This window comes from Rhizobium sp. Rhizsp42 (genome assembly GCF_047304155.1).
Lineage (GTDB): Bacteria > Pseudomonadota > Alphaproteobacteria > Rhizobiales > Rhizobiaceae > Rhizobium.
Genome location: NZ_JBGLYS010000025.1, coordinates 1 through 25684, shown reverse-complemented (window position 1 = coordinate 25684; position 25684 = coordinate 1). Strand labels below are relative to the sequence as shown.

Genomic DNA, 25684 nt, shown 5'->3' with positions numbered 1-25684 from the left:
CGGGCGCTCAGGAGCGCTTGAGCGATACGACGTTCGATTGCGACAGCGCCTCGCCGATTTCGCTGAGAAGCGCCTTCTCCAGTTCCTTGTATTCCTGCCGGCGCGCCTCCCGCTCCGTGCGCGGAAGATCGTCGAGATGGGCCAGCGTCTCCAGGATCACCGCGAGGTCTTCGCACATGCTGCGGAACGTTTCGCTGACTTGGTAGAGATGCCGAACCCTCTTGGCCTTCTCGGGAAAATGGACCTCGGCGACGGCGAGAGCGGACAGTCGCGGCGTATTGCTTTCTCTCCAGCTCATCGCACCCCCCACCGCCGATCTCCCCCCAGGAAGACCAGCTGATTATAGGGCGGATGAGCGCGGACGCAGACGTAAGATACGCGAAGATACGCGGCATCCGCGATCATTTCGGCTTGTACTCGATGGTGGCGAACAGCCCGAATTGACACCGTGAGCTCGCAGATCGGCGATGACCCCGACGGCGGCGAAAGACCACCCGCCCGCCCTCGATCCGATAGATGTTACGTGATGCTACGGGCGTCTCCGGCCCCGCAGGTCTATTGTTTTTGCGTATTCCCCGCACCCGCTGAGGTCGACCATTCGTTGTCGAAAGGCAAAAACCGTGTTCCTCGACTATTTCGCACTGGGCGTTCTGTTCTTCGTCGTGATCACGCTATTCTACGCGGTGATCGCGATCCACGACATCCCGCACCTGATGGCAAAGGCCAGAAACCATCCGCATCAGGATGCGATCCATGTCGCGGGATGGGTGAGCCTGTTCACCCTCCACGCCATCTGGCCGTTCCTGTTCATCTGGGCAACGATCTACCGCGAGGATCGCGGCTGGGGCATTCGCAGCGATGGGAAACTGTCGCCGGCGCAGGAGGCCAACGCTGAAATCGCACGCCTGCATGCGCGCATCGCGGAACTCGAAGGCCAGTCGGAAGGCCAGACATCGGAGAAGGAGAACGCCTGATGGACCTGCTTCTCATACTGACCTACGCGGCGCTCTGCTACGCGATCTTCAAGATCTTCCGCATCCCTGTGAACCAGTGGACGCTGGCGACATCGGTTCTCGGCGGCATCTTCCTGATCGGGACGCTGTTGCTGTTGATGAGCTACAATCACCCCTACACCAGCGACGCCCGCATCTACTTCACCTCCGCGCCCGTCATCCCGACGGTCGGCGGCCAGGTGATCGAGGTGCCGGTAACGCCCAATGCGCCACTCAAGAAGGGTGACGTCCTCTTCCGCATCGATCCGCGCCCCTACCAATTCACGGTCGACCAGAAGACTGCAGCGCTCGCTGAGGCGAAGCAGACAGTGCTGCAATTGAAAGCGGCACTCGACGCCGCCAACGCGGCCGTTACCGGCGCCGAAGCCTCCAGGGATCGTTCGCTGCAGGCCTTCGAGAAATTCCAGGCGTCCAACGAAAACGCCAAGTCGAGCGGTCGTGGCGCCGTCTACTCCGAACTCGAAGTCGAAAACCGCAGGGGCCTCTACCTGACGGCCGAGGCCGCGGTCGATACCGCCCGCGCCCAGGCCACGCAGGCAAAACTGGCTTATGAATCGGAAATCAACGGTACGAACCCCACCGTCGCCCGCCTGCAGGCCGAGCTTGCCAACGCTGAATACGAGCTCGATCAGACGACGGTCCGCGCCCCGAGCGACGGTTACGTCACCCAGGTCTTCCTGCGCCCTGGCATGATGGCGAACCCGCTGCCGCTGCGCCCGGTCATGGTCTTCATCGACAGCCAGGACCAGATGCTCGGCGCCGCCTTCATCCAGAACTCGCTGCAACGCGTCAATGTCGGCGACGACGCAGAGGTGGCCTTCAAGGCGGTCCCGGGCAAGATCTTCAAGGCCCGCGTGCAGGGGATCATCGACGTGATGGCGCAAGGCCAGCTGCAGCCCTCCGGCGCGCTGATCGACCCGCAATCGCCCGAACGCGCCGCACCCGGCCAGACGATCGCCAGCATCGAGCTCCTAGAAAGCACCGAGGGATACCAGCTACCCGGCGGTGTCGTCGCCGAGGTCGCCGTCTACACCCACCACTGGCACCACGTCGCGGTTCTGAGAAAGGTGCTGCTGCGGATGAGCAGCTGGATGAACTACGTCTTCCTGGAACACTGAGGGGAGAAGGCCGGTCCCGCTCTTGCGGGTGGGGCCGGCACCAATACGGGAATAGCGATGACGAAGTGATAAGGAGCCCGCGGTGATAGGCAGTCTTCCGATGTTGCGAGGCCTGAGCGGTTTCAGCAGGGATTGGCTGAAGAGCGATATCCCGGCCGGGCTGTCGATTGCGGCTGTCGGCCTGCCGAGCGCCATCGCCTATCCCGCCATTGCCGGCCTTCCCCCGGAAACGGGCATCTACGCCAGCATCGTCGCGCCGATCGCCTACGCGATCTTCGGCCCCTCGCGGCTCCTCGTCGTGGGCCCCGATGCGGCCACCATGACCGTGCTTGCCGCGGCCATGGGAACGATCGTCGCCGCCTATCCCGCCGGCACGCCGGTCGATCGGGTCGCCATCGCGGCAGCACTCGCGCTCGGCGTCGGCATCTGCTGCATCGCCGCCAAGCTGCTGCGCCTCGGCGTTCTCGCAAGCTTCCTTTCGCGCCCCATCCTCGTCGGCTTCTTCGCCGGCGTGTCGCTGTCGATCCTCGTCGGCCAGATCGGCCGCTTCACCGGCGTGAAGATCGAATCCGACGGGCTCATCCCGCCGCTCGTCGAGATCGCCGGCAAGAGCGGCCTGATCCATTGGCCCTCGCTGCTCCTCGGCCTTGCGATGTTCGCGCTGCTGTGGCTCGTCCGGGCCTTCCAGCTCAAGATTCCAGGGCCGGTGCTGGTCGTCGTCCTCTCGGTCGTGCTCTCGGCCATCTTCGATTTTCAGGGGCGCGGCATCGCCGTCGTCGGCGACATCCCGAGCGGCCTGCCAAGCTTCTCGCTGCCCGCGCTCCACCAGATGCCACTCGACAAGATCATACTCGGCTCTGCCGCGATCTTTCTGGTGAGCTTCGGCGCGGGCATCGTGGCGGCCCGCAGCTTCGGCTCGCGCACCGGCGAAGAGGTCGATGCGAACCAGGAGCTGATAGGCCTCGGCGCGGCCAACATCGCGCCGGGGCTGTTCGGCTCGTTTCCGATCAGCGTTTCGGATTCCCGCACGGCAATCAACCTGTCGACCGGCGGCGTCTCGCAGGCGGCCGGCCTCGTCTCGGCGGCAACGCTGATCGCGGCCCTCGTCTTCCTGCACAGCGCGCTTCGCATCCTTCCCATTCCGGCGCTTGCCGCAATCCTCGCCATGGCGGCGATCAGCCTCATCGACGTCCACGAGCTGCGCAAGATCTGGCGCATCAGCCGCATGGAGTTCATCTTCGCGCTGATCGCCATGTGGGGCGCGATCAGCTTCGGCGTGCTCAACGGCGTCATCGTCGCGGTGGCCGCAACGCTGGTCTATCTGCTGCGCCAGACGATGTTCCCGCGCGACGGCCTGCTTGGCCGCATCGAAGGCCGGCACGGTTTCTTCGACCTAGCCCGCCACCCCGAAGCCCGCCCGGTCGACGGCGCCGCCGTCTTCGCCGTGCAGGGCAGCATCCTCTTCTACAACGCCGATTACATCAGGAACCGCCTGACTTCGGTGGCGCGCAACCTGCCCGCCGAGACCCGATGCCTCGTGCTCGATGCCAGCGCGATCACCCATATCGACAGCACGGGCGCCACCGCGCTCGAAGCCGTGGCCGAGATCCTCGCCAAGCGCAACATCACCTTCGCGATCGCCGATCTCAGCGAGGAGAGCCGCGGCATTCTCAGCCGCGCCGGCGTCATCAGGACGATCGGTCCGGACAACATCTTCAACGGCAGGGAAGAAGCGCTGCGGGCGCTGATCGGGAATTACGACCAGGCAGGCACGACATCGGCAGGCAGCACGGTTTAAGAGCACGGAGGGAGAACCATGGACGAGATACTGGAAACCAAGGGGCACGACCCGGAGCCATCGGCAAAGTCCAACGGCAAGGACAAGAAGAAAAAGAAGGCGTGGGATTACGACAAGCAGATCGCCCGCCTGCAGGTGGAGCTGGCGCATCTCCAGGCGTGGGTCAAGAAATCCGGCGCCCGCGTGGTCATCGTCTTCGAAGGCCGCGACGCCGCCGGCAAGGGCGGCATGATCAAGCGGATCACCGAGAAGGTCAGCCCGCGCGTCTTCCGCGTCATCGCGCTGCCCGCCCCCACCGAACGCGAGAAATCGCAAATCTACATGCAGCGCTACATCAACTACCTACCGGCCGCCGGCGAAGTCGTGATCTTCGACCGCAGCTGGTACAACCGCGCCGGCGTCGACCGCGTCATGGGGTTCTGCAGCGAGAAGAAGGTGCAGCGCTTCCTGGAGCTCGCGCCACGTTTCGAGGCGGCGATCGTCGAGAGCGGCGTGACGCTGCTCAAATACTTCCTGACCGTCAGCGAAGAGGAGCAGGAACGTCGCTTCCGGCGCCGCATCGACGATCCGGTCCGGCAGTGGAAGCTGAGCCCGATGGACGTCGAGTCCTATCAGCGCTGGTGGGACTATACCCGCGCCTATGACGAGATGCTCCGGATGACCGACAGCAATCACGCCCCATGGTGGATCGTCCCCTCGGACGACAAGAAGCGCGCCCGGATCAACTGCATCTCGCACATTCTGCAGTCCATCCCCTACGAGCGCATCAAGTTCGAGGAGCCCGATCTCGGCAAGCGCCAGAAGCGGCCGTCGGACTTCATCGAGGACGGCAGCGTCCGCCACGTCGTACCTGACACGACGCAGTAACCAGACGCGCAAGGGGGCTCGCGGCGCGGGTTATGACGATGGACCAGACGAACGACGTGGGCATGGCGGCAAAAGACGCCGGACAGATCTCGATCGAGGCAAGGGTCAGCGACCTTGTGCGCCTTGGGATCATCGGCCTTTTCGCCTACTGGACGGTGCTTCTCATCGCGCCGTTCGCGCTGATCGTCGTCTGGTCGGCCATCCTTGCCGTCGCGCTCTACCCGATGTTCAACGCACTCTCGCGGCTGATCGGCAACCGGCCGGTGATCGCCGCGACGGTCATCGTCGTCGCCTGCCTCGTGCTGATCATCGCGCCCGTGGCGCTCGTGGCGGTCAATTTCGCCGACGCGGTGGAAGGGCTGGTCGGAAAGCTCCAGGCGGAAAGCTTCGCGCTGCCGTCAGCACCCGAGAGCATTCGCGCATGGCCCGTCATCGGCGAACGCCTTTATGCCGGCTGGAACAAGGTCGCCGGCGATCTCGCCTCCAACATCATCGAATATCAGAAGCCGATCCTGCATGTGATGGGCATCGTAGTCGCCAAGCTCGCCTCGATCAGCGGCGGCGTGTTGAGCTTCGTCGCCTCCGTCATCCTCTCCGGCTTCTTCCTCACCCAGTCGACGCGGCTCGCCGAAACCATTCAGGTTCTGGCAAGCCGTATCGCCGGCGACCGGGGCGTCGGCTTCGCCAAGCTCGCGGGAACGACGGTCAGGAACGTCTCGCGCGGCGTCATCGGCGTTGCCTTCCTGCAGACGTTGATGTGCGGCCTGTGCTTCGCCTTCTTCGACCTGCCCGCACGGGGCGCGCTGACCTTCATCATCTTCATGCTCTGCGTGATGCAGCTGGGTCCGGGGCTCGTTCTCGTGCCGGCGATCATCTGGGGCTGGCTCTCATGGCCGACATCGGTCGCCTTGGCACTGACAGTCGTCGCGGTACCGATCATGCTTGTCGACAATGTGCTGAAGCCGATCCTGATGGCGAAAGGTCTCTCGACGCCGATGCTGGTGATCCTGATCGGGGTTATCGGCGGCACGCTATCCTATGGGCTGCTGGGCCTGTTCCTCGGGCCGATCGTGCTCAGCGTGTTTTACGAACTGCTGCGTGCCTGGGCTTGGCCGCCGCGAGAGAGCACCGAGACGAAGCCGCTTGTGCCGGTTGATTGAGCAAGAACGCATGATGGCTGAACGACCTCACCCCTGAGATCTGAGCCCGCCGGAGCAATAGAGGATGACCTCCTGCTCGATCTCATGACAGAGCTCGGAATACTCCGCGATCAGACTTTCCTGCAGCGGCTTCTCGCTGCGAAACCGGTCAAGTGCGTCGGCGGCCAATGCGTAGGACTCGAACATGTCACCGAGCGCTTCCGTGGGCACGCCTGACAGCACATGCCGGATATCCGGCAGTCTGAGCATCAGCCTCCTCCGTCCGCGCTCCCGGTTCATGGCTTACCTCCGCATTCGCTACTCCTTGTACGAATCCCTGAGGGTGTCGGATTGTTCCGCGATGCAACAAATATCGCTTTTTATCGACTAACAACCATGATGAGGCGAGTGGGCATCAGGATTACTCCGGCAGCGCGGTCTGCCGGAAGAAGGTGACGATCGCCTCGTCGGGCACGCCGAACCATGTCGTGAAGAGGTCCACGAAGTCGGCCGCGGCATAAGTCTGGCTGAGCGCGCGATCGACGGCGAGCCGGAAGTCTTCGTCACCACGCGCCAGTTCCAGCCCCAGCGGCTCATAGGTGAAATGCCGCCTCAGCACCACGAGATTGCCGGCATTGTCGCTGCGGGCGGCCGCATCCATCAGCAACGGCATGTCGCCGAACAGCGCGGCCGAACTGCCGTCGACGACACGCTCGATACCGATCGCATAGCTTTCCACCGGCACGGATGTCGCCGCCAGCTGGAATGTCTTGATCCGGTCAGCCAGCCAGCGCTCGCTGGTCGTGCCCGCGATCGACGAGAAGGTCTTGTGCTCGAGGATGGTGCGAGCGGGAGAGCCGCGCCAGATCGGCCGGCTGGTGGGCTGCCCATAGGCCAGCACCTCGGTCAACGCCAAAGGCGCGCTCTTGCTCAAAACCACGCCCGTGCCGCTCGGAAAGATCGGCAGCGAGAAGGACACTTCGGCGCGACGCGTGAGCGTGATCGGCTCGGCCCCGCAGACGAGATCCACCGTCCCGTCCTTTATCGCCGGCTCCCGCCCCTTGTCCGTCAGCGGTACCCATTCGACATTCAGCTGCGGCAGGTTCAGCGCCGTCTTCAGGCTATCGGCGATCTTGCCGCACAGCGCGACCGCGTAGCCGCCGGGTGCCGCCTGCTCGGTCTTGAACGAGAATGGCCGGGCATCCGGCTCATAGCCGAGCTTCAGCGAACTGCTCGTCTTGATGCGATCGAGCGTCTGCGCTTCGGCCGCCGACAGCGCCATGGAGGCGGCCGCGCCGGCGAGGATCGACGCGGTCAGCAATGTCTTCAAACGACTTTTCTGTTGCATGACACATCCTCCCCGGAACTATTCTGCCGCCGCGACACGGTTCAGGCCGCTCGCAAAGCGCGGCGCGATCCGGCCGTAGATGATGAAGCTGATACCCGTCACCAGCATGCCGCCAAGCACCGCGTCCTTGCCCGAGGCATAGATCGCGAACACGCTGTAGAGCATGCCGAGCGTGGCGATGATGGAGTTCAGCCGGTACTTCGCCGGCGGCACACCCGCCTTCTTCATCATCACGAAGAGAGCCGAAAGCGCCACGATATAGGGGAGCACGTTGGTGACGACCGCGAGGTTGACGAGCGCCGAAAACTGCTCGTTGAGCGTCGGAGAAATGGTCATCAGGGCAAGGCCCGTCTGCACGATGCCGAGGATGATCATGCCCTGGACCGGCGCCCCCATCTGGTTCACCCGCGAGAAGATCGCCGGGAACATCCGCTCCTGCGCCGCCGTGCGCGCCGTCTGCGCGATGGTGAACTGCCAGCCGAGCAGCGACCCGACGCAGGCAAGCACTGCGAGCGCCATGATGATCGAGCCGATCGTCGGATTGAACATGGTTGCATAGGCAAGCGCGAAGGGACCGGTCGAGGCCGCAAGATCGGCGTTCGGCACGATGCCCTGGATCACAGTCGTCGACAGGATGTAGATGACGGCGGCGCCGAGCGTGCCGAACATGCAGGCAAGCGGCACGTCACGCTTCGGATTTTCGACGGCATCGGAGTTCTGCGCCGCCGATTCCATGCCGAGGAACGCCCAGAGCGTCAGCGAGATGCTGGATCCCATCCCCTGCGCCAGCGTCAGCCCCTTCGGATTCCAGGCAGCACCAAACGTGCTCGAACTGAACCAGAACCAGCCGATGATCGACAAGAGACCGACCGGAATGATGACGCCCCACACGGTGATCGACCCGATCCGCCCGGTGATGCGCGGGCCGCCGAAATTGGCGGCCGTGGTGAGCCACAGGAGGGCGATCAGCGCGACGCAGGTCATGACGGGCGTCGAGGTCAGCACCGGGAAGAAGCCGGCGAGATAGCCCACCGCCGAGATGCCGATCGCGACATTGCCGATCGCCAGCGACAGGAAATAGAGGAAGAAGACGAGGAAGTAGCCGTCCTTGCCATAGGCATCCTCGGCGTAAGCTGACATGCCGCCGGGGCGTTGATTGAACAACCCGGCCTGCGCGAAACCGTAGGCAATCGCCATCGAGCCGAGCGCCGTGACGATCCAGGAGAGCAGCGAGATGGCGCCGACCTGCGCCATGTTCGCCGGCAGCATGATGATGCCCGACCCCATCATGTTGACGGCGACGATGAAGGTCAGCTGCATCAGGTTCATCTTCTTCTTGGCCGTGGTATCGGCCGCAGCATGCATTGTGTGATCGGTCATGATGACACTCCCCTCGCCCTACTCGCGCACGACATATGTGTGGAACTTGATGCGCCCATCGATCCGTTCCTGAAACACGCCCTGGACTTCGTAGTTGAAGCCAGGGAAGCGATTGAAGGACTCCTCGAAGGCCAGGAAATAATCGCGCATCGGCCGCGCCCTGTTGTCCCAGCGCTCTCCGGGCACGATCACGCCGATGCCGGGCGGATAAATCAGCGCCAGCGTCGCCGAAATGCGCCCGGCGGCTTCCGACAGCGGCACGTAGTCGACATTGTTGGCGACCAGCGCCTCGTAAGCCTGCTTCGACGAGATCGCCGGCTCCGGAAAGCTCTCGGAACGGAAGCACAGGCGCTGCAATTCCTTGACGCCGGCAGAGCGGTAGAAGCTGTGCATCTCCTTGCAGACCTGCCGCACCGTATAGCCCTGATAGCGCTCGCGATTGGCGGCAAAGACGGTCGGCAACACATCCTGTAGCGGCGCGTCGCGATCCCACAGGTTCTTGAATTTCACCAGCTTGGCGACCAGCGTGTTGAGCTTGCTTTCGTCTTCGGCCGGCGTCAGCAGGAAGAGCAGGCTGTTCAGATCGCATTTCTCCGGCACGACGCGCTGCTCGCGCAGATAGTTGGCGACGACGGTCGCCGGGATGCCGAACTCGCGATATTCGCCGGTCTTCCGGTCGATACCGGGCGTCAGAAGCGTCAGCTTGTTGGGATCGACCATCGTGTAGCCGGGCGCGTAGCCGGCATAGCCGTGCCACGTCGCCTCGGGGTCGAACCGCCAGCACTGCTGCTCGCGCTTCAAGACATCGGTCGGCACGTCCTCCCACCTTATGCCCTTGAGATCGCCGGTATGTTTGGACCCCGTGACGGAGATCTTGTCCGGCACGAAGGGGTCGAAGAACCATTGCTCCTCGGCGCTCGTCGCCTTGCTCTCGTAGTGCTGAACGAAACCGCGCAGCTTCTTGCGCACCTCGATCCCGAGACCGATGCAGCGGTCCCAGAGCATCTCGCCGGCCTTGCCCTCATGCACCTTCGCATTGACGTCGAGCGAGGCGAACAGCGGATAGAAGGGCGATGTCGAGACATGCATCAGCAGCGATTCATTGAAGCGCTTGTGCTCGATGAAGCGGCGCTGGTCGCTGATATGTTCGTCGCGCTTGTGGATCTGCGACGCTTGCGAGAAGCCCGCCCCCTGCTTGTGCACCGACTGCGTCGAGAACAGGCCGGGCATGTCGGGCTTGAGGTCCTTGAGCCGCATCGGACTATGGCCCTCGAACAGCGGATGGAACGCGTTGTAGCCGATCCAGGCTTCGTCCCAGAGCACGTAGTCGCAGAGATGGCCGATCTTCTCCATGACCTGGCGGACATTGTAGATCGTGCCGTCATAGGTGGCGAGCTGGATGCAGGCGAGCCGGAAGGGCCGCTCGGCATTGGCCCGGCTCTTGTCCGCCAGAAGCGGATGGGCCGCGATCTGCTGGCGCAGCCAGCCCTCGTCCCACGCCGCCCAGTCGACGGCGCCGATCATGCCGAAGGAATTGCGCGCCGTCGGCAGATAGATCGGGATCGCGCCGGCCTGCACCAGCGCGCCCTGATGCAGCGACTTGTGATTGTTGCGATCGAACAGCACGAGATCGCCGGCGCGCAGCACCGCGTTGGTCACCACCTTGTTGGAGGTGCTGGTGCCGTTCAGGATGAAATAGGTTCGATCCGCCCCGAATATCCGCGCCGCCTGCTTCTGCGCCTCGACAGCGGGGCCTTCATGGATCAGCAGGTCGCCAAGATCGACGTCTGCATTGCAAAGATCGTTGCGGAAGATGCTCTCGCCGAAATACTTGAAGAACAGCTGCCCGGCCGGAGACTTGCGATAAAACTGCCCGCCCTGGTGGCCGGGGCAATCGAAGGCGATATTGGCTTCGCCGTCATAGGCCATCATGCCCCCGAAGAACGGCGGCAGCAGCGACTTGCCGTAGTTGATCAGGCTGGAAACAATCTGCTTGGCGTAGAAGGCCGGCGTCTGCTGGCCGAGATAGACGAAGCCATCCACCTCGCCCGCCATCTCGACGACGTCCATGTCCGAGATACTGAGCGTATCCGCCATCGCCCAGACCGGCGTGCGGAAACCCGCCTCGCGCAGCGAGCGGAGAAAGCCGCGCGCATAGGGCAACAACCCGCCCTCGACGGAGCCGATATAGGCGCCCACCGACGCGTCTTCCGAAACGTCGGCCGTGTAGTCATCGCGGAGCTCGACCTCGAAATTGTCGGCGGCAAGCTGCGCCAGCAGCTCCTGCACTTGGCGGTTGTCGCGATCGACGACCGCGACGATCTTCAGCATCTTGTTAAACGGTATCGCAACCGTCGGGGATTTCACGTCGCGCGGGATCATTGGGCCGCCCCCTCCGCCACGCAATCGACGAGGTAGCGCCGCCCATTGCTGCCGGCCTCGAAGCGCAGGCCGTGAATATCGGTCTCGAAGCCGGGGAACTTGCGGTCGAAATCGCGCGCGTAAAGCAGGTAATCCTGAATGGACTTCGTCGTTTCGGTGATCCGCTCGCCGGGCATGATCAGCGGAATACCCGGCGGATAGGGAACGATCATCACCGCCAGGATGCGGTTCATCAGATTGTCGATCTCGACGCTCTCGATCCGTCCCTTGACGAGATGATCGTAGGCATCGGCCGGCCGCAGCGCCATCTCGGGCAGCACCGTATACATCTCGCGCTGCGCCTTCGGCACATCGTCCTTGCGGTAGATGGCGTGGATCTGCTCGCAGAGATCGCGCAGGCCCATATTGCCATAGGCCTCGGGATGAGCGGCGGCCAGCGCCGGCAGCGCCCGCGTCAATGGCGCGTTGCTGTCGTAGAGATCCTTGAAATTGATGAGCTCGGTGACGAGCGTGCTCCACTTGCCGCGCGTGATCCCCATCGAGAACAGCACGAGGAAGGAGTAAAGCCCGGTCTTCTCGATCTCGATCCGGCGCGAGGAGAGGAACTTGGTGATAACAGCCGCCGGTATCCCGTGCTCCTGCATCGTCCCATCCGCCGAAAGCCCCGGCGACAGGATGGTGACCTTGATCGGATCGACCATCACGTGGTTTTCGGCAAGCCCGGTAAAGCCGTGCCAGGCATCGCCGGGCTTCAGCACCCACTCTGCATGCGTATCGCTCGGCGTCTCCTCGGCGATCGTGGGCTCCCACACATCAAACCACCAGCTCTGCCCCATCTGCCCGCGCACCGCATTCATCGCCCGGCGGAAGCTGATGGCCTCGTCGATCGTCTCCTGCACCAGCGCGCGGCCGGCCGGCTGCTCCATCATCGCCGCGGCGACATCGCAGGACGCGATGATGCCGTATTGCGGCGAGGTCGAGGTGTGCATCATGAAGGCTTCGTTGAAGCGCGTGACGTCGAGCTTCTTGTTCTCGGCGTGCTGGATGTGGATCATCGACGCCTGCGAGAAGGCCGCGAGAAGCTTGTGCGTCGAATGGGTTGCAAAGGTGATGGCGTTCTGCGAGCGCGCCGGCTGCGTCGACGAGATGCCGTGGAAGCCGTCGTAGAACTCGTGAAAATTCGCGTAGGCATACCAGGCCTCGTCGAAGTGCAGCACCTCGACGGAATCCTTGAGCGACACCTTGATGGCGTCGACATTGTAGCAGAGGCCGTCATAGGTGGAGTTGGTGATGACCATCAGCCGCACCTTGCCGCTGGTCTCGCCCGCAAACGGGCTGGCCGCGATCTTCTGTGCGATCGCCTCGGGTGTGAACTGATCCTTGGAGATCGGCCCGATGATGCCGAGCCCGTTGCGTGAGGGAATGAGATAGATCGGCGTCGCGCCGGTCATGATCAGCGAATGCAGGATCGACTTGTGGCAATTGCGGTCACAAAGAACGAGATCGCCGCGTCCGACCATGCCGTGCCAGATGATCTTGTTGGCGGTCGATGTGCCGCCGACGACGAACAGCGTCTCATCCGTGCCGAAGATGCGCGCCGCGTTGCGCTCCCCTTCCGCGATCGGCCCGACGTGATCCAGGAGCGACCCGACGCTGCCGACCGACACCGAGATGTCCGACCGCAGCGTGTTCTCGCCGAAGAAGGTGTAGAAGAGCTGCCCGACCGGGCTTTTGCGGAAGGCGACGCCGCCGCCGTGGCCCGGCGTATGCCAGGAATACGCCCCCTCCAGCGTGTAATCCATCAGCGCCTTGAACATCGGCGGCGGCAGCCGGTCGAGATAGTTGCGCGCCGCCTGCACGATGGCGCGGGCCATGAACTCGGCGGAATCCTCGAAGAGCCGCAGGAAGGCGTTGGCATGGCGCAGCACGCTGGCCGGCACGTCTTCGGCCGTCGTGTCGTCGCCGAACAGGAAAATCGGAAGCCGGTCGTTCTTGCGGCGCTTGGCGCTCAGAACCTCCTCCAGCACCTGCCAGCGCGACGCCTTGTCCTCCGTCCCGTCGACGGAAACCAGCCAGGCGGACTCCGTGTTGAAGATATGCACCAGCCGCCGCGCATCCTCATAAGTGACGCCGGAGACGACACGAAACCCTTCCGCCTCGATGGCGGCCGCCAGATCGCGCATCCCTCGGCCGGCAGCGCTCTTGCCGTCGAAATCCTCGTCGATGACTGCGATCGGAAATGACTTGTGGAATTCCATGCGCCCCTCCAGAACCCAAGTTTGGACAGCGGCTGCCATGCCGCTGCGTGCGTCTGAGATTGGGCGGATGGTACACGGGAGGTTGCGGACCGTCGTTGATTGCAGTCAACGTGAAGGCAAAAGCATACAGCTAAGAGAAACGGTGCCTATTCGGCCCATTCGGCATCGGCGGTAAAGGCGATGGTCAGCCAGCGATTGGCCCCCTCGCCGCCGATCCGGTCTCCGATATCGTCGCGCAGGGCATCCCATTCCTCGATCGTCTTGGCGGGCAGCCCCTCGGGCACGATGAAATAGAGCTCGACCTCGGTCGCCCTTCCGACGCGCGCGACATAGGCGCGGTAGGAGAGGAAGCCAAGGCGCTGAACGGTCTCCGACGCCACCTGGTCGACATGCTCCTGCAGATCGACGGGCGCGATCAAGAGCACCTCGCTCAGCGCCTTCCAGATCGTGCCGATCGGCAGCGGGATCATCACCAGGCAGACGAGGCCGAGCACGACGGGGTCGACATATCGGGCGATCCAGGCCATTGGCGTCGGCAGCACCGCAAGACCGATCACGAAGGCGACGAGCAACGCAAACGCGATGCCGCCGGACATGATCCAGGCCTTGATATCGAGCGCGATGAAATCGGACTTCAGGCTGCGGTTCAATGCAATGCCGATCGACGCCATGACCACGCAGACGACAAGCGTGGCGCCGGAATAGACGATCGCGGCACCGAAATGCAGCTCGTGCCCGCCATTGATGACGCTGATGACGGCATTAACAAGCGCGTAGACGGCGACCGTCATCAGCAGGCAGCCGTTGAGCAAAAGCACGATAGGCTCCAGATGCCAGAAGCCCATGGTGAAGCGATTGCGGATGCGGCCGGACTTGGCATTGCTTTCCGCCGACCGCACGATCAGGCTCGACACCCAGAGCGCGAGCCCGGTCATCGCCGCATCGGCCAGCGAATAGACGCCGTCGAAGGCGATGGAAAATGAGCCCGAGATGATGCCGAAGACGATGCCGAGAGCCGCCACCACGACGGTCGCCACGATCGATATGGTCAAAAAGCGCTGCTCGTTCCGCATCACCGTCTCCGCTGGCTGCCCATCTCATTTTAGCGCGTTCACACGAATGGTGAAGGCTTCAGGCGTTGGGGCGTACTACGCATTGATCCGGATTGCGAGCCTTGCGGATTGGGAAGAGGATGCCCGTGGCCGCACAAGCCGGGACGCTATCCCGGACCGTCCGACGGCTATCGTCCACAGCGGTGAACCGATCTTCGGGAGGGATTTCATGACGACCTCGCAGAACGGCAAAAGCCTCGGGCTCGCCGCCTGTACCGCCATCGTCGTCGGCAACATGGTCGGGTCCGGCTTCTATCTGTCGCCGGCCGCCGTCGCCCCCTATGGCAATCTGGCGATCCTGGTGTGGATGATCATGGGCGCCGGCGCGATCTGCCTTGGTCTCACCTTCGCGCGGCTTGCCGGCATGGTGCCGGCAGTCGGCGGTCCCTACGCCTATACACGGCTTGCCTATGGCGATTTCGCAGGCTTTCTGATCGCCTGGGGTTACTGGATCTCGATCTGGTCGTCGCTTCCCGTCATCGCCATCGCCTTTACCGGCGTGATGATCGATCTCTTCCCTGCCCTCGGCAACCGGCTGACGGCAACGATCCTGACGCTTGGCGTCATCAACCTGCGCGGCGTGCACGCGGCCGGGCTCTTCGCGCAGGTGACGACCTACGCCAAGCTCCTCCCCTTCGGCGCAGTCGCCATCATCGGTCTCCTCTATATCGACACCTCGCATTTCGCCGAATTCAACCCGAGCGGCCAGTCGCTGCTGCAATCCTTCGCGGCCCTGGCGCCGCTCACCATGTTTGCCTATCTGGGTCTTGAATCGGCCACCGTTCCCGCTGGCGATGTCCGAGACGCGCGCCGAACAATCCCCCGTTCGACCGTGCTCGGTATTTCCATCGCCGCGGCTCTTTATGTGCTTGGCACCGTCGTCGTGATGGGCGTCGTGCCGCGCCCGCAACTCATCCACTCCGTCGCCCCCTTCTCGGAAGCGGCGGGGCTGATGTGGGGGCGTGGCGGCGAACTGGCGATCTCGATCGCGGTGGTGATCTCCTCGATCGGCGCGCTCAATGGCTGGACCCTGCTGATGGGCCAGGTGCCGATGGCCGCCGCCCGCGACGGCCTGTTTCCACCGCTCTTCGCCCGCCTCTCCAGCCGCGGCGTTCCCGCCATCGGCATGGTCGTCTCGGCCACCTTCGCGACCCTGCTCGTCCTCGTCCAGGCGGTCGGTTCCGATAGCTTCGCGGCGGTCTACCGGCTGATGGTGGGGCTGAGCACGATGACGGCAGTCGTCCCCTACGCCTTCTGCGCGCTCGCCGGCACCCTTGTCGCCTCGCGGCTGAGCAACGGGCAGAAGACGCCCCGCGTCACCATCATCGAATTGATCGCCTTCCTCTTTGCCATGTTCACGCTCTATGGCTCGGGCGCCGAGCCGGTGCTCTATGGCATGGTCCTCCTGATGCTCGGCATTCCCGTCTATGTCTGGCAACGGCGAAACGGCGAGGTCGCGCGCACACAAGGCGTCGAAACGCAAAACGGGGCGCCGATACGCCCCGCTGCCTCGCTCTAATCTCTGCCTCTTCGGTCCGCCCGTTCACCCGTGCCAGCTGAGCCCACCGAAACGGCCATCGATGATCGTGCCCAATTCGCCCCGCACCATGCCGGCAATATCCGCAAGCGCTCCGATCGCCGAAGCCTTGCCCGTCGTCTCGGCGAAATGGCATGCGGCATCGACCTTCGGCCCCATGGAACCCGCCGGAAAATCGAACTGCTTCATGTCTCCGGGGCGGGCCTTGTGGATCGCCTTTTGCGACGGCTTGCCCCAATCGAGGCAGACCGCCGGCGCATCGGTCGCCATGATCAGCAGATCGGCGCCGATCTCGCGCGCCAGCAGTTCCGAGCAGAGGTCCTTGTCGATGACCGCCTCGACGCCAACCAGGTGACGCTCCTTGCCCTTCTCGTACATGGTGGGAATCCCGCCGCCGCCGGCGCAGATGACGATGGTGCGCTGCTCTAGCAGCCAGCGCACCGGCCGGATCTCGAAGATGCGCTTGGGAAGGGGCGAAGCGACAACACGGCGCCACTTGTCGCCATCCTGCTTGAACACCCAGTTCTTTTCCGCGCGGATGCGATCGGCATCGGCCTTCTCGTAGACCGGGCCGACGAACTTGGTGGGGTTCGTGAAACCAGGATCGTCGGCATCGACCTCGACCATGGTGAGCAGCGTCGCCAGCGGCTGCTCGAAAGGCAGCACATTGCCGAGCTCCTGTTCCAGCATGTAGCCGATCATTCCCTCCGTCTCGGCGCCGAGCACGTCGAGCGGATAGGCCTCATCAGGCTTGTAGGCGGCGCCCTGCAGCGCAAGCAAGCCGACCTGCGGCCCGTTGCCATGGGTGATGATCAGCTGATGCTCGGCGGCCAGCGGCGCGATCGCCTCGGCCGCCACCCGCGTATTGCGTCTCTGGACATCCGCGGTCATCGCTTCCCCGCGCCGGAGAAGAGCGTTGCCGCCAAGCGCGATGACGATCCGCATCCTAGTCTCCCAATGTCGCGACAAGCAGCGCCTTGATCGTGTGCAGCCGGTTTTCCGCCTGCTCGAACGCCACATTGGCCTCGGATTCGAACACCTCGCCGGTCACCTCCAGACCATTGCTCATGCCGTAATCCTCGGCGATCTGCTTGCCCAGTGTCGTCTCGGTGTCGTGGAAGGCCGGCAGGCAATGCATGAACTTGGTCTGCGGATTGCCGCTCGCCTTCATCAGCGCTTCATTGACCTGATAGGGCGTCAACAGCTTGATGCGCTCGCGCCAGACGTCCTTCGGTTCGCCCATCGACACCCAGACATCGGTGTGGATGAAATCGACGCCCTTCACCGCTTCCTTCGGATCGTCGGTGATCAGAAGCCGCGCGCCGGATCGCTCCTGCAATTCCCTGGCGATCTTGATGTATTCCTCGGCTGGCCAAAGCGATTTCGGCCCGCAAATCCGGACGTCCATGCCCATCAGGCAGCCGACGATCAGCAGCGAATGGCCCATATTCGAGCGTGTGTCGCCGATATAGGCGTATTTGATATCTGCGATCGGCTTGTCGGCATGTTCGCGCATGGTCATCACGTCGGCGATCATCTGCGTCGGATGATACTCATCCGTCAGGCCGTTATAGACGGGCACGCCGGCATAGCGCGCCAGCGTCTCCACGCCTTGCTGCGCCGAACCGCGATATTCGATCGCATCATACATGCGGCCAAGCACGCGCGCCGTGTCCTTGAAGGATTCCTTGTGCCCGATCTGCGAGCCGGAGGGATCAAGATAGGTGACGTTCGCCCTCTGGTCCGAGCAGGCGACCTCGAAGGCGCATCGCGTGCGCGTCGAGGTCTTTTCGAAGATCAGGCAGATCTCCTTGCCCTTCAGGTGCTGCTGCTCGGTGCGGGCATATTTGGCCCGCTTCAGATCGCGCGCGAGATCGAGGAGGTAGCGGAATTCACGCGGCGTATAATCCTGCACGGTCAGAAGCGAACGGTTGCGCAGATTGAAGCTCATGGTCTTGCTCCGTAGGGCTGTTTCAGGATGTCTGCTGTCAATAGGCGGGATCGCGCCAGATCGGGCATGTCATGCAATGCCCGCCGCCACGACCGCGGCCGAGTTCGGAACCGCGAACGGTAATGACCTCGATGCCCGCCTTGCGAAGAAGCGTGTTGGTGTAGGTGTTGCGGTCGTAGCCGACCACGACGCCGGGCTCCAAGGCGACGACGTTGTTGCCGTCGTCCCATTGCTCGCGCTCGGCCTGGTAGGCGTTGCCGCCTGTTTCCACGACCCTGAGCTTGCCGACACCGAGCGCCTTGGCGACGATATCGAGCATCGGCTCCGTCTCGGGATGAATGTCGAAATTGCCGTCGTCATCCGTCTGCACCATGCTGTAGCAGCGGATCTGATCGACGACCTCGGCAAATAGCGTCACCACATCGCGGTCGCAGAAGCTGAAGACCGTGTCGAGGTGCATGGCCGCCCGGCTCTTCGGCATCAGGCAGCCGATGACCCTGGTGACCGCCTTGTTCTTGAAGAGCGCGCGCGCGACCTGGCCGACCGCCTGATAGGTGGTGCGCTCGCCCATGCCGATCAGAACGGTGCCATTACCGATCGGCATGACGTCGCCGCCCTCGATCGAGGCATTGGCGAAATCCTCGTCGCTGTCGCCCCACCAGATCTTGAAATCGCCGTCGCGGAACGTCGGGTGGAACTTGTAGACCGCGCGCTGGATCAGCGTCTCGGGCTGCCGCGCCGGCCAGAACATCGGATTGCAGGTCACACCATTATACATCCAGCAGGAAGGATCGCGCTGGAACAGCGTGTTCGGGATGGGCGGGATAACGAACTCTGTCTCCGACAGCGCGCTCAGCATCAGCGTCTTCGCCTTGACGTCGGGAAGGTCGGAAATGGCGATGCCGCCGATCATGAAGGCCGCGAGTTGTGTCGCCGGCATCTCGTCGAGCCAGGGCCGCACCGCCTCGGCGATCTGCGAGCCGAGCACATTGGGCGTAATGCGGCGATCGAGCACGAAGTCGCGCGCCGGCTTGTCGGCGAGCGTCTGCGCCAGCATGTCGTGCAGCTCAAGAACCTCGACGCCGCGCTCCTGCATCTTCAGCACGAAGTCGTAGTGATCCTTCTGCGCCTCGTGAACCCAGAGCACGTCATCGAAGAGAAGATCATGGCAATTGCCCGGCGTCAGCCGCTGGTGGGCGAGCGACGGTCGGCAGACCATCACCGTTCTGAGCTTCCCGACTTCCGAATGAACCCCAAAACCGCGCATCGCGCTCTCCTCCAAGCTGCCTGGGATAGCGATCGCCCTGCTACCCACGGATGAGATCAGCCTAACGGGACGGGTTCGGCCGTGTCATTGATCGCAAGCAATGCGCGGAGCGGTATTGCTGGTCAGGAGGCCATTGCTGCGGCCACGGTCATTCCACGTAGAAGACGAGGTTGCCGTTGCGCGCCCGCGTGACCCACTCGATATCATCGGGCGTCAGCTTCTTCGCCTTCAGCTGTTCGACCAGCCACTTGTTGGACCGCGCAGCCGCCCGAACGGCTTTCACCTCATCCGGCTTGCCCGGCTGATGCAGCGCGCCGGTTTCGATCGCCGTGCGATAGCTGACGACCGAGAACCGCTTGCCGTGATAGGCCTTCACCGCATCGGGCAGGTTTTCGGCCCAGTTCATGCGGCGATATTCCTTGCGATCCTGCTGCGCACCGACAGGGGCCGCCATCACGGCGGCGATCGCAATTCCTGTCGCAAGAACCAGCTTTCTCATCGTAGGGGCTCCATTGAGAATTGGGGGCGCGAATTGGGGAAAGTCGCGCGACAATAGGCCGTTGGATGGGAAGAGGCATTGAGCCGGATCAACGCATACGGGCGCTTGAAACGTCCAACATCAATGTTTTCAACGTGTCGGCTACCACAGATGTTACGCGATGCTACGCCTGAAGAGCGCAGTGTAGTGGTAATATACAGTCAGTGAGAGAGTGGACAGGGGAACCGCGCTCTCGCGCTTTCGTTGCATTTGAGGGAGAGTTTACTCGATGGCGAATGACCTGACCGTGCACCTCGTCGACGACCAGGAGATACCGCGGCGATCCCTGACGTTCCTGCTGATATCCTCGGGCTTCGCGGTTCGCGCCTATGAGAGCGCGTCGGCGTTTCTGGATCAGCTGCCGGTCTCCGGCAGGGCATGCCTCGTCAAAGTCACGCGGATGTCCTGCACTGACGGGTTGCAGCTGCTGGAACGGCTGAATGCGCTCAATGCCAACATCCCCACGATCCTCGTCGGCGGCGACGGAGACGTGGAGACGGCGGTGCAGGCGATGAAGGCGGGTGCGGCCGATTTTATCAAGAAGCCGTTCGAGGACCAGGCGCTGATCGCCGCGATCAACCAGGCCACATCGCGTCGTACGCCCCCCTCGCCCACACCAGTGGACACCGAAACGGTCGCCAACCGGATGCGGCAGCTGACCGATAGGGAACACCAGGTTCTGGCCGCCGTTCTTGATGGTCTGCAGAACAAGATGATCGCCTTCAACCTCGGCATCAGCGCCCGCACCGTCGAGGTTCATCGCGCCAACGTCATGGCGAAAATGGAGGCGCGCAACTTGGCGGAACTGCTGCGCATGGTCTTGACGTCAGGCGGCATGCCGCAGCCCGCCGCGCCTCGCGGCCCGGCTCTACCAGCGGTACCGGCCAGGCTACTTTAAGCTGCGCTCGACAAAGTCATTGAAACCACACATGGTTATGGGATATGCTCAATTAGCATGGACTAAAGATGATTGCGTGATCGTGTCGGAGGGGCATCATGAGTAGCGCAAAGGTCGAGTTTTCGGGCGAACCAGGACCTAAACCGGACGAAATCCTCCAGCAACTCGAGCGTGTTCTCGCCAGCGACGAGTTTCACTCGCCCGAGCGTGGCCGGAAGTTCCTGCGCTTCGTGGTCACAGAGACCCTGGAGGGACGCGCCCAGTTCCTCAAGGCCTTCACCATCGCCAATGAAATCTTCGGCAGGCAAAGTTCGTTCGACGCACAGAACGACCCCGTCGTCAGGATAGAAGCTGGCCGCATTCGCCGTGGCCTCGAGCGCTATTATCTCGTCGCCGGGCAGTCCGATCCGATCGTGATCACCATACCCAAGGGTGGCTACGTCCCGCATTTCGACTATGCCGAACCATCGCATCCATCCGCCGATCCGGCCCCTCGTTCCGAGCCCCCGACGACACGCGCACCGGCCGATCGCAAGACGCGAGATACACGAGCGTTCGCCGCGCTTGCCGTTGGCGCGACACTCCTGATCGCCGCGACAGCCGGTTACCTCCTTTGGCCGGCGAGCTTGCTGAACGGCCGGATCGGCGCGCAGCAATCCCCGGTCGCCGATACCTCCAGCCCGACGATCATCGTCGAGAACTTCCAATCGGATGGGGAAGAAGGCGCCACCGCCGACATCGCCCAGGGGTTGAGGGACGAGATCATCGGCCAGCTCGCAACCTTCGACGATATCATCGTCGTCGCCGACCCATCGAGGGCCAAGGACGGAAACCTGCACGGCTTTGCCTTGCAGGGCAGCGTTCAGCGCGACGGCAACAGGCTGCGCTCCATCTCGAGGCTGATCCGCCGCTCGGATGCGGCTGTCATCTGGGCAAACAATTACGACGCCGATCTTGGCGCCAAGAGCATCCTGCAAATCCAGGCCGATATCGGACAGGATATCGCGGTGTCCGTCGCCCAGCCCTACGGCGCGATCTTCGTCACCGATATCGACAAGATCGCCGAACCGTCCTTGAGCGAAGTGGGCGGAGCCTACGACTGCACGCTCGCCTATTACAGCTACCGCCGGGGAATGGATGCAAAAAGCCATGCCGCCGCCCGCGATTGCCTCCTTCGCGCGACCGAGCGCTTCCCGAACAATGCCACATCCTGGGCGCTGCTGTCGCTCGTCTACATCGATGAAATCCGGTTCCGCTACAAGCTCGGCGCGCAACCATCGCCCGAGGCCATGACATTGGCGACCAAGGCAGCCGAGCGCGCAACGACAATGGCTCCAAACAATACCCGCGCGCTGCAGGCCGCGATGCAGGTCAGCTTCTTTACCAACGATATCGACAAGGCGCTGAAACTCGGCGCCGCCGCCTATGCCGCCAACGCCAACGACACCGAGGTCGCCGGCGAATACGGGCTGCGGCTCGCCATGTCCGGCAAGTGGCAATCCGGCTGCGAGCTCGTCTCCCGCGCCGTCAACAAGGATGCCGGCCCCAAGGGTTATTATGAAGTCGGCATGGCGCTCTGCGCATATATGCGCGGTGACCTGCAGGCCGCCGAGCTGTGGTCGCGCATGTCTGACCTGGAATACAACCCGATGCACCGCCTGGTTCTGCTCTCCATCCTTGGAGCCGAAGGCAAGACCGAAGAAGCCGTGCAATTGAGAGACTGGTTGAACGCCCACGCGCCCGAGATGATGAAGAACGTTCGCGAGGAAGTATCCCGGCGTCTGCAGCGCCCGGAAGATCTTGAGCGAATGCTGACCGGGCTGCGCGCGGTGGGTGTCGGCAACGAGATGGCCGGCCTCAGCGGCGAGCGCCCGAACGCAAACAGCCCAAAGTGAACCGACAGAGCGCGGGCGGCCAGCCGAACATTGCTATCGCCGCTGCGACGCATCCTTGATTTCATTGATTGTGGCGATGTCCTTGACGACCCGCGTCCCGATCGCGTCCTGCAGATCGAAGACGTTCTGCCCCGTCGTGTCGTGATCGAACCGCTTCGCCCATATCACCCGCCCGTCGGCGCTGCGGATCAACCGCAGCTGCACATGCAGCGCCTCGTCCTCGAAGGTGACATTGCCCTGCAACGCAAACACCGCGTTCCCCGCAGCATCCGCGGGGGAAGAACTGGCGGGCGTCATGACCACGACGCCATCGAGCTTCGTCAGCTGCGAGATGATCTGGTCGTTCAATCCCCTAGCGATCTCCGCGCCGCCTGAGGGAGCGCCGAGGACAGCAAGCGGCTCGACGATAACACGCACGCCACCCACCTGGTCCTGCGCTGCCGCCGGTCGGTCCGGCGCGGGCGCAAGATACTCCTCCAGCGGACGAACAAGCGCCAGCATGGCAAGCGCCGCGAAGACGGCGGGAACGCCAACCGGCACCAGAAGATCGCGATAGCCGGGCTTGCGCGCACTCCGCCCCGGCTGTGCCGAGCCGCTCGCCAAGCCTGAGCTCGCGGCGGGCCCATTCACCGCCCCCTGGGTCGCGGCTCGCCGCTCGAAACGCGGCGCGTAATGCCCCTTGGGAATGGTGATATGCACGGGGTCGCCACCACCGCTGACAAGGTAATAGCGCTCTAGCGCCCGCCGGATGCGGCCCGCCTCGATCCTGACGACAGGATCGCTCTGCGCATCGAAATCCGCGCCGCGACCGAACACCGCCTGCGCGATATTATAGGCGGTCAGCCACTCGGCTCGACCATCGACCGCCTCTTCGACGATATAGCGCAGAAAACGACGGCCACGATCCGGCGCCTGGAACTCGCGACTTCTCAAGATCCGCTCGAGCTGGTCGATGATCTCGGCACGGTTCTGTTCGGCGTCGCGGTTCTCGCCGTCGCTCGCTGCCATCGATCCCTCCTGCGGAAAGACCCGGTCGTTCTGTGGGGCTGGGATTCTCACCTTGGGCCGTTATACACCCCGTGCGCGAAGTGAGCTTCCGTAGCACTACGTAAGGGGAATTTCGAATGTGCCGCGCCGCCCGATTTGCCTATTCTGTGGGGAATGGAGGGAGATACGATGTTGCATGTTCACGATCTGCGACAGGAGCCTATCCAAGTCCCCACGCGTCCGCGCGCTTTTGAACCTGCCGCCCATGCCGACCAGACGATCAGGCTGAAACAGGACCAGATCGTCTATAGCGAGGGCCAGAAGGTGCTCGCCTTCTACCAGGTGGAGGCCGGCGCGATCAGGATCTACCGGCTGATGCCCGATGGGCACCGGCACATCTTGTCCTTCTGCGCCAAGGGCGATTGGTTCGGCCTAGAACAGGGCGACTGCCGCGCCGACTTCGCCGAGGCCGTCTGCGAAGCAAGGATCCGCCCTTTCGCCACGACAGCAAACAGCACCCCCACGGGCAGCCTGCTCAACATCGCCCTTGCCAATCTAGCGAAGGCCCAGTCGCGGCAGCTGGCGATGATCGAACAGAGCGCCTTAAAACGCGTCGCCGTCTTCATCGAGGAGATGGCCGAACGTCACCCCGGCGAGAGCGAATTCGACCTGATGATGTGCCGCAGCGACGTCGCCGATTATCTCGGCCTGACCATCGAAACCGTGGCGCGCTCCTTCACCAAGCTGCGCGAGAGACACATCATCCGCCTCAAGGGCAAGCTGCAGCGGCGCGTGCAATTGATGGACAGGGACGCGCTCGCCGCCCTCGCGCTCTAGGCCTGGTGAACGCGCAACGACAAATCGCAAACGATATCGCACCGGAAAAACAGGAGATCTCGATGACAGATGCTGCGCTTCGACGTTCCATCAGACGCCTCGTGCCGGCATTGCCGCTAGCGGCCGCCACGATCGTCCTGCCCTATCTCGCCGGCACAGCCACGGCTTACGCCGCCGATGATCCCTTGAAGAGCTTCCCAATCGTCATCCACTGCCAGCAGAAGGATACGACCCACATCTTCTACCTATCCAGAGTCACCGACGCTGGTCTCGCAACCTACGTCGCCTCCGATCGCATCGCCGGCACCATCTCGCTCGACGGCCAGGCCAAGGCCGTCGTCGGCGGCGAAGGCGGCGGCAACTGTGTCGGCAAGACGCTCGCGGATCTCCGCGCCGCCCATCAGGCCTATGATCTGAAGCCGCAGTGAGACCAGCCCTACGACACCAGCCAAGTGATACGAGCCAAATGACACCGGCCAAGTGAAGCCGTTGAAATGATGCCGGCCAAGCGACACAAGCGGCAGCCTTCCACGCCACTCAAACCGTCATGTGGCGACCAGCGCCGCCACCAACGATGCGCTTGAGCTGCGTCTGTCGATGCCGCGCCCTTCCTTGCCCCGCGCAGTATCCACCGCGACCCGCCTTCCGCCACGGAAAAACGACTTCGGCAACGGCAATCGGGTTCCGGCTTGCCCTGCCGGGGCCGTCAGCGTTAGTGTCGGCCGACCATCGCAGCGATCCTTGTGCCGTGACAGGCCTCCGACAGGTATCGCAGCGACGGGCGCGTGGCTTGCGAGGAGACACCGATGGACACCCCTCCGATCGTCATCGACTATGCCGGGATCATCCAGACCTCGCTGGCGCCGGTCTTTCTGCTGGCCGGCACGGCAGCCTTCGTCGGCATCTACGCCACCCGCCTCGGGCGCGTCTCCGATCGGCTGAACGAGGTCGTCGAGAAGAATGAGCCCGACGACAAGCGAGAGCGGCAGCTGATCTATCTACGCCGGCGCACGCTGGTGCTCGAAATCGCCGTGATCCTCGGTGTCATCGCCGGCATCTGCACCTGCTGCGCGATCCTCAATCTGCTGTCCGGCGCGCTCGCCATCCGCATCCGCCCGCTGAACCTCGTCTGGTTCTTCGGCAGTGCCATCGTCGCCCTGATGCTCTCGCTCATTGCCTTCCTGATGGAGCTGATCTCAGCCGGCCGTAGCATCCTGCTGCAGATCCGCGACAACCGGCCTCCGAAGGTGGGTCGGTAAGTCTGTCGTGTTGTGTTTTGGGAAAGAAGATTGGTTGCGGGGGCAGGATTTGAACCTGCGGCCTTCAGGTTATGAGCCTGACGAGCTACCGGGCTGCTCC

Annotated in this window: 23 protein-coding genes; 11 read left to right on the top strand and 12 right to left on the bottom strand. The window is 63.3% G+C overall.

All coding sequences use genetic code 11. The features are described 5' to 3' along the window. Positions 1-7: 7 nt before the first annotated feature. On the bottom strand, positions 8-298 hold the full coding sequence (locus ACCD05_RS21440) for a hypothetical protein (protein ID WP_413395192.1): 291 nt from the start codon (positions 296-298) through the stop codon (positions 8-10). Between the two features lie 322 nt (positions 299-620). Between ACCD05_RS21440 and ACCD05_RS21435 the strand changes: the two genes are divergently transcribed. From ACCD05_RS21435 to ACCD05_RS21415, 5 genes are all read left to right on the top strand, one after another. Next, positions 621-974: a DUF3302 domain-containing protein gene (locus tag ACCD05_RS21435; RefSeq protein ID WP_047514037.1), complete on the top strand. Its 354-nt coding sequence runs from the start codon at positions 621-623 to the stop codon at positions 972-974. Further along, the gene (locus ACCD05_RS21430; protein WP_047514040.1) at positions 974-2131 is read left to right on the top strand and encodes an HlyD family secretion protein; all 1158 of its coding nucleotides are present in this window, start codon (positions 974-976) and stop codon (positions 2129-2131) included. The genes ACCD05_RS21435 and ACCD05_RS21430 overlap by 1 nt, the downstream gene beginning before the upstream one ends. Positions 2132-2213: 82 nt before the next feature. Next, positions 2214-3929 (top strand): SulP family inorganic anion transporter, encoded by a 1716-nt coding sequence (locus ACCD05_RS21425; RefSeq protein ID WP_413395189.1) that lies wholly within the window; start codon positions 2214-2216, stop codon positions 3927-3929. An 18-nt stretch (positions 3930-3947) separates the two neighbouring features. Continuing rightward, complete coding sequence (ppk2, locus tag ACCD05_RS21420; RefSeq protein ID WP_047514045.1) at positions 3948-4796, top strand: polyphosphate kinase 2; 849 nt, start codon at positions 3948-3950, stop codon at positions 4794-4796. Between the two features lie 38 nt (positions 4797-4834). Beyond that, positions 4835-5956, top strand: coding sequence for an AI-2E family transporter (locus tag ACCD05_RS21415; protein ID WP_413395187.1), 1122 nt, complete (start codon positions 4835-4837; stop codon positions 5954-5956). A gap of 27 nt (positions 5957-5983) precedes the next feature. Here the strand turns inward: ACCD05_RS21415 and ACCD05_RS21410 are convergent, their stop codons facing one another. The 6 genes from ACCD05_RS21410 to ACCD05_RS21385 form a co-directional block, all read right to left on the bottom strand. Further along, positions 5984-6235, bottom strand: coding sequence for a hypothetical protein (locus ACCD05_RS21410; RefSeq protein WP_209234831.1), 252 nt, complete (start codon positions 6233-6235; stop codon positions 5984-5986). 121 nt (positions 6236-6356) lie between these two features. Beyond that, complete coding sequence (locus tag ACCD05_RS21405) at positions 6357-7283, bottom strand: amino acid ABC transporter substrate-binding protein (RefSeq protein ID WP_413395185.1); 927 nt, start codon at positions 7281-7283, stop codon at positions 6357-6359. 18 nt (positions 7284-7301) lie between these two features. Further along, positions 7302-8663, bottom strand: coding sequence for a putrescine-ornithine antiporter (potE, locus tag ACCD05_RS21400; protein WP_018896905.1), 1362 nt, complete (start codon positions 8661-8663; stop codon positions 7302-7304). An 18-nt stretch (positions 8664-8681) separates the two neighbouring features. After that, positions 8682-11045, bottom strand: coding sequence for an ornithine decarboxylase (gene speC / locus ACCD05_RS21395; protein WP_413395183.1), 2364 nt, complete (start codon positions 11043-11045; stop codon positions 8682-8684). Beyond that, positions 11042-13303: an Orn/Lys/Arg decarboxylase N-terminal domain-containing protein gene (locus ACCD05_RS21390; RefSeq protein WP_413395181.1), complete on the bottom strand. Its 2262-nt coding sequence runs from the start codon at positions 13301-13303 to the stop codon at positions 11042-11044. Before ACCD05_RS21390 ends, speC begins: the two co-directional genes overlap by 4 nt. Before the next feature lie 146 nt (positions 13304-13449). Continuing rightward, positions 13450-14376: a cation diffusion facilitator family transporter gene (locus tag ACCD05_RS21385; protein WP_413395179.1), complete on the bottom strand. Its 927-nt coding sequence runs from the start codon at positions 14374-14376 to the stop codon at positions 13450-13452. 208 nt (positions 14377-14584) lie between these two features. On the opposite strand from ACCD05_RS21385, the gene ACCD05_RS21380 reads away from it, so the two are divergent. Then, entirely contained in the window at positions 14585-15934 is a 1350-nt protein-coding gene (locus ACCD05_RS21380) for an amino acid permease (RefSeq protein ID WP_413395177.1), read from the top strand. A 24-nt stretch (positions 15935-15958) separates the two neighbouring features. On the opposite strand, the gene arcC is transcribed toward ACCD05_RS21380, so the two are convergent. From arcC to ACCD05_RS21360, 4 genes are all read right to left on the bottom strand, one after another. Further along, entirely contained in the window at positions 15959-16897 is a 939-nt protein-coding gene (arcC, locus tag ACCD05_RS21375; protein WP_413395175.1) for a carbamate kinase, read from the bottom strand. Between the two features lies 1 nt (position 16898). After that, entirely contained in the window at positions 16899-17903 is a 1005-nt protein-coding gene (locus ACCD05_RS21370; RefSeq protein WP_413395173.1) for an ornithine carbamoyltransferase, read from the bottom strand. A 37-nt stretch (positions 17904-17940) separates the two neighbouring features. Further along, positions 17941-19170, bottom strand: a complete 1230-nt coding sequence (gene arcA / locus ACCD05_RS21365; protein ID WP_111564053.1) for an arginine deiminase — start codon at positions 19168-19170, stop codon at positions 17941-17943. A 148-nt stretch (positions 19171-19318) separates the two neighbouring features. Further along, on the bottom strand, positions 19319-19669 hold the full coding sequence (locus tag ACCD05_RS21360; protein WP_111564052.1) for a hypothetical protein: 351 nt from the start codon (positions 19667-19669) through the stop codon (positions 19319-19321). A 268-nt stretch (positions 19670-19937) separates the two neighbouring features. On the opposite strand from ACCD05_RS21360, the gene ACCD05_RS21355 reads away from it, so the two are divergent. Both ACCD05_RS21355 and ACCD05_RS21350 read left to right on the top strand, forming a co-directional pair. Continuing rightward, on the top strand, positions 19938-20606 hold the full coding sequence (locus ACCD05_RS21355; protein ID WP_047514070.1) for a response regulator transcription factor: 669 nt from the start codon (positions 19938-19940) through the stop codon (positions 20604-20606). Positions 20607-20704: 98 nt separating this feature from the next. Beyond that, a complete protein-coding gene (locus ACCD05_RS21350) occupies positions 20705-22501 on the top strand; it encodes a hypothetical protein (protein ID WP_413395170.1) in 1797 nt (598 codons plus the stop codon). 33 nt (positions 22502-22534) lie between these two features. Here ACCD05_RS21350 and ACCD05_RS21345 read toward each other — a convergent pair whose 3' ends face one another. Continuing rightward, positions 22535-23509, bottom strand: a complete 975-nt coding sequence (locus ACCD05_RS21345; RefSeq protein ID WP_413395168.1) for a hypothetical protein — start codon at positions 23507-23509, stop codon at positions 22535-22537. Positions 23510-23677: 168 nt separating this feature from the next. Between ACCD05_RS21345 and ACCD05_RS21340 the strand changes: the two genes are divergently transcribed. The 3 genes from ACCD05_RS21340 to ACCD05_RS21330 all read left to right on the top strand — a co-directional run bounded on the left by ACCD05_RS21340 (position 23678) and on the right by ACCD05_RS21330 (position 25584). After that, the gene (locus ACCD05_RS21340) at positions 23678-24325 is read left to right on the top strand and encodes a helix-turn-helix domain-containing protein (RefSeq protein ID WP_413395166.1); all 648 of its coding nucleotides are present in this window, start codon (positions 23678-23680) and stop codon (positions 24323-24325) included. A 62-nt stretch (positions 24326-24387) separates the two neighbouring features. Continuing rightward, positions 24388-24753, top strand: coding sequence for a hypothetical protein (locus tag ACCD05_RS21335; RefSeq protein ID WP_413395164.1), 366 nt, complete (start codon positions 24388-24390; stop codon positions 24751-24753). Between the two features lie 378 nt (positions 24754-25131). After that, positions 25132-25584: a DUF2721 domain-containing protein gene (locus tag ACCD05_RS21330; protein WP_413395162.1), complete on the top strand. Its 453-nt coding sequence runs from the start codon at positions 25132-25134 to the stop codon at positions 25582-25584. The last annotated feature ends 100 nt before the right edge of the window (positions 25585-25684 follow it).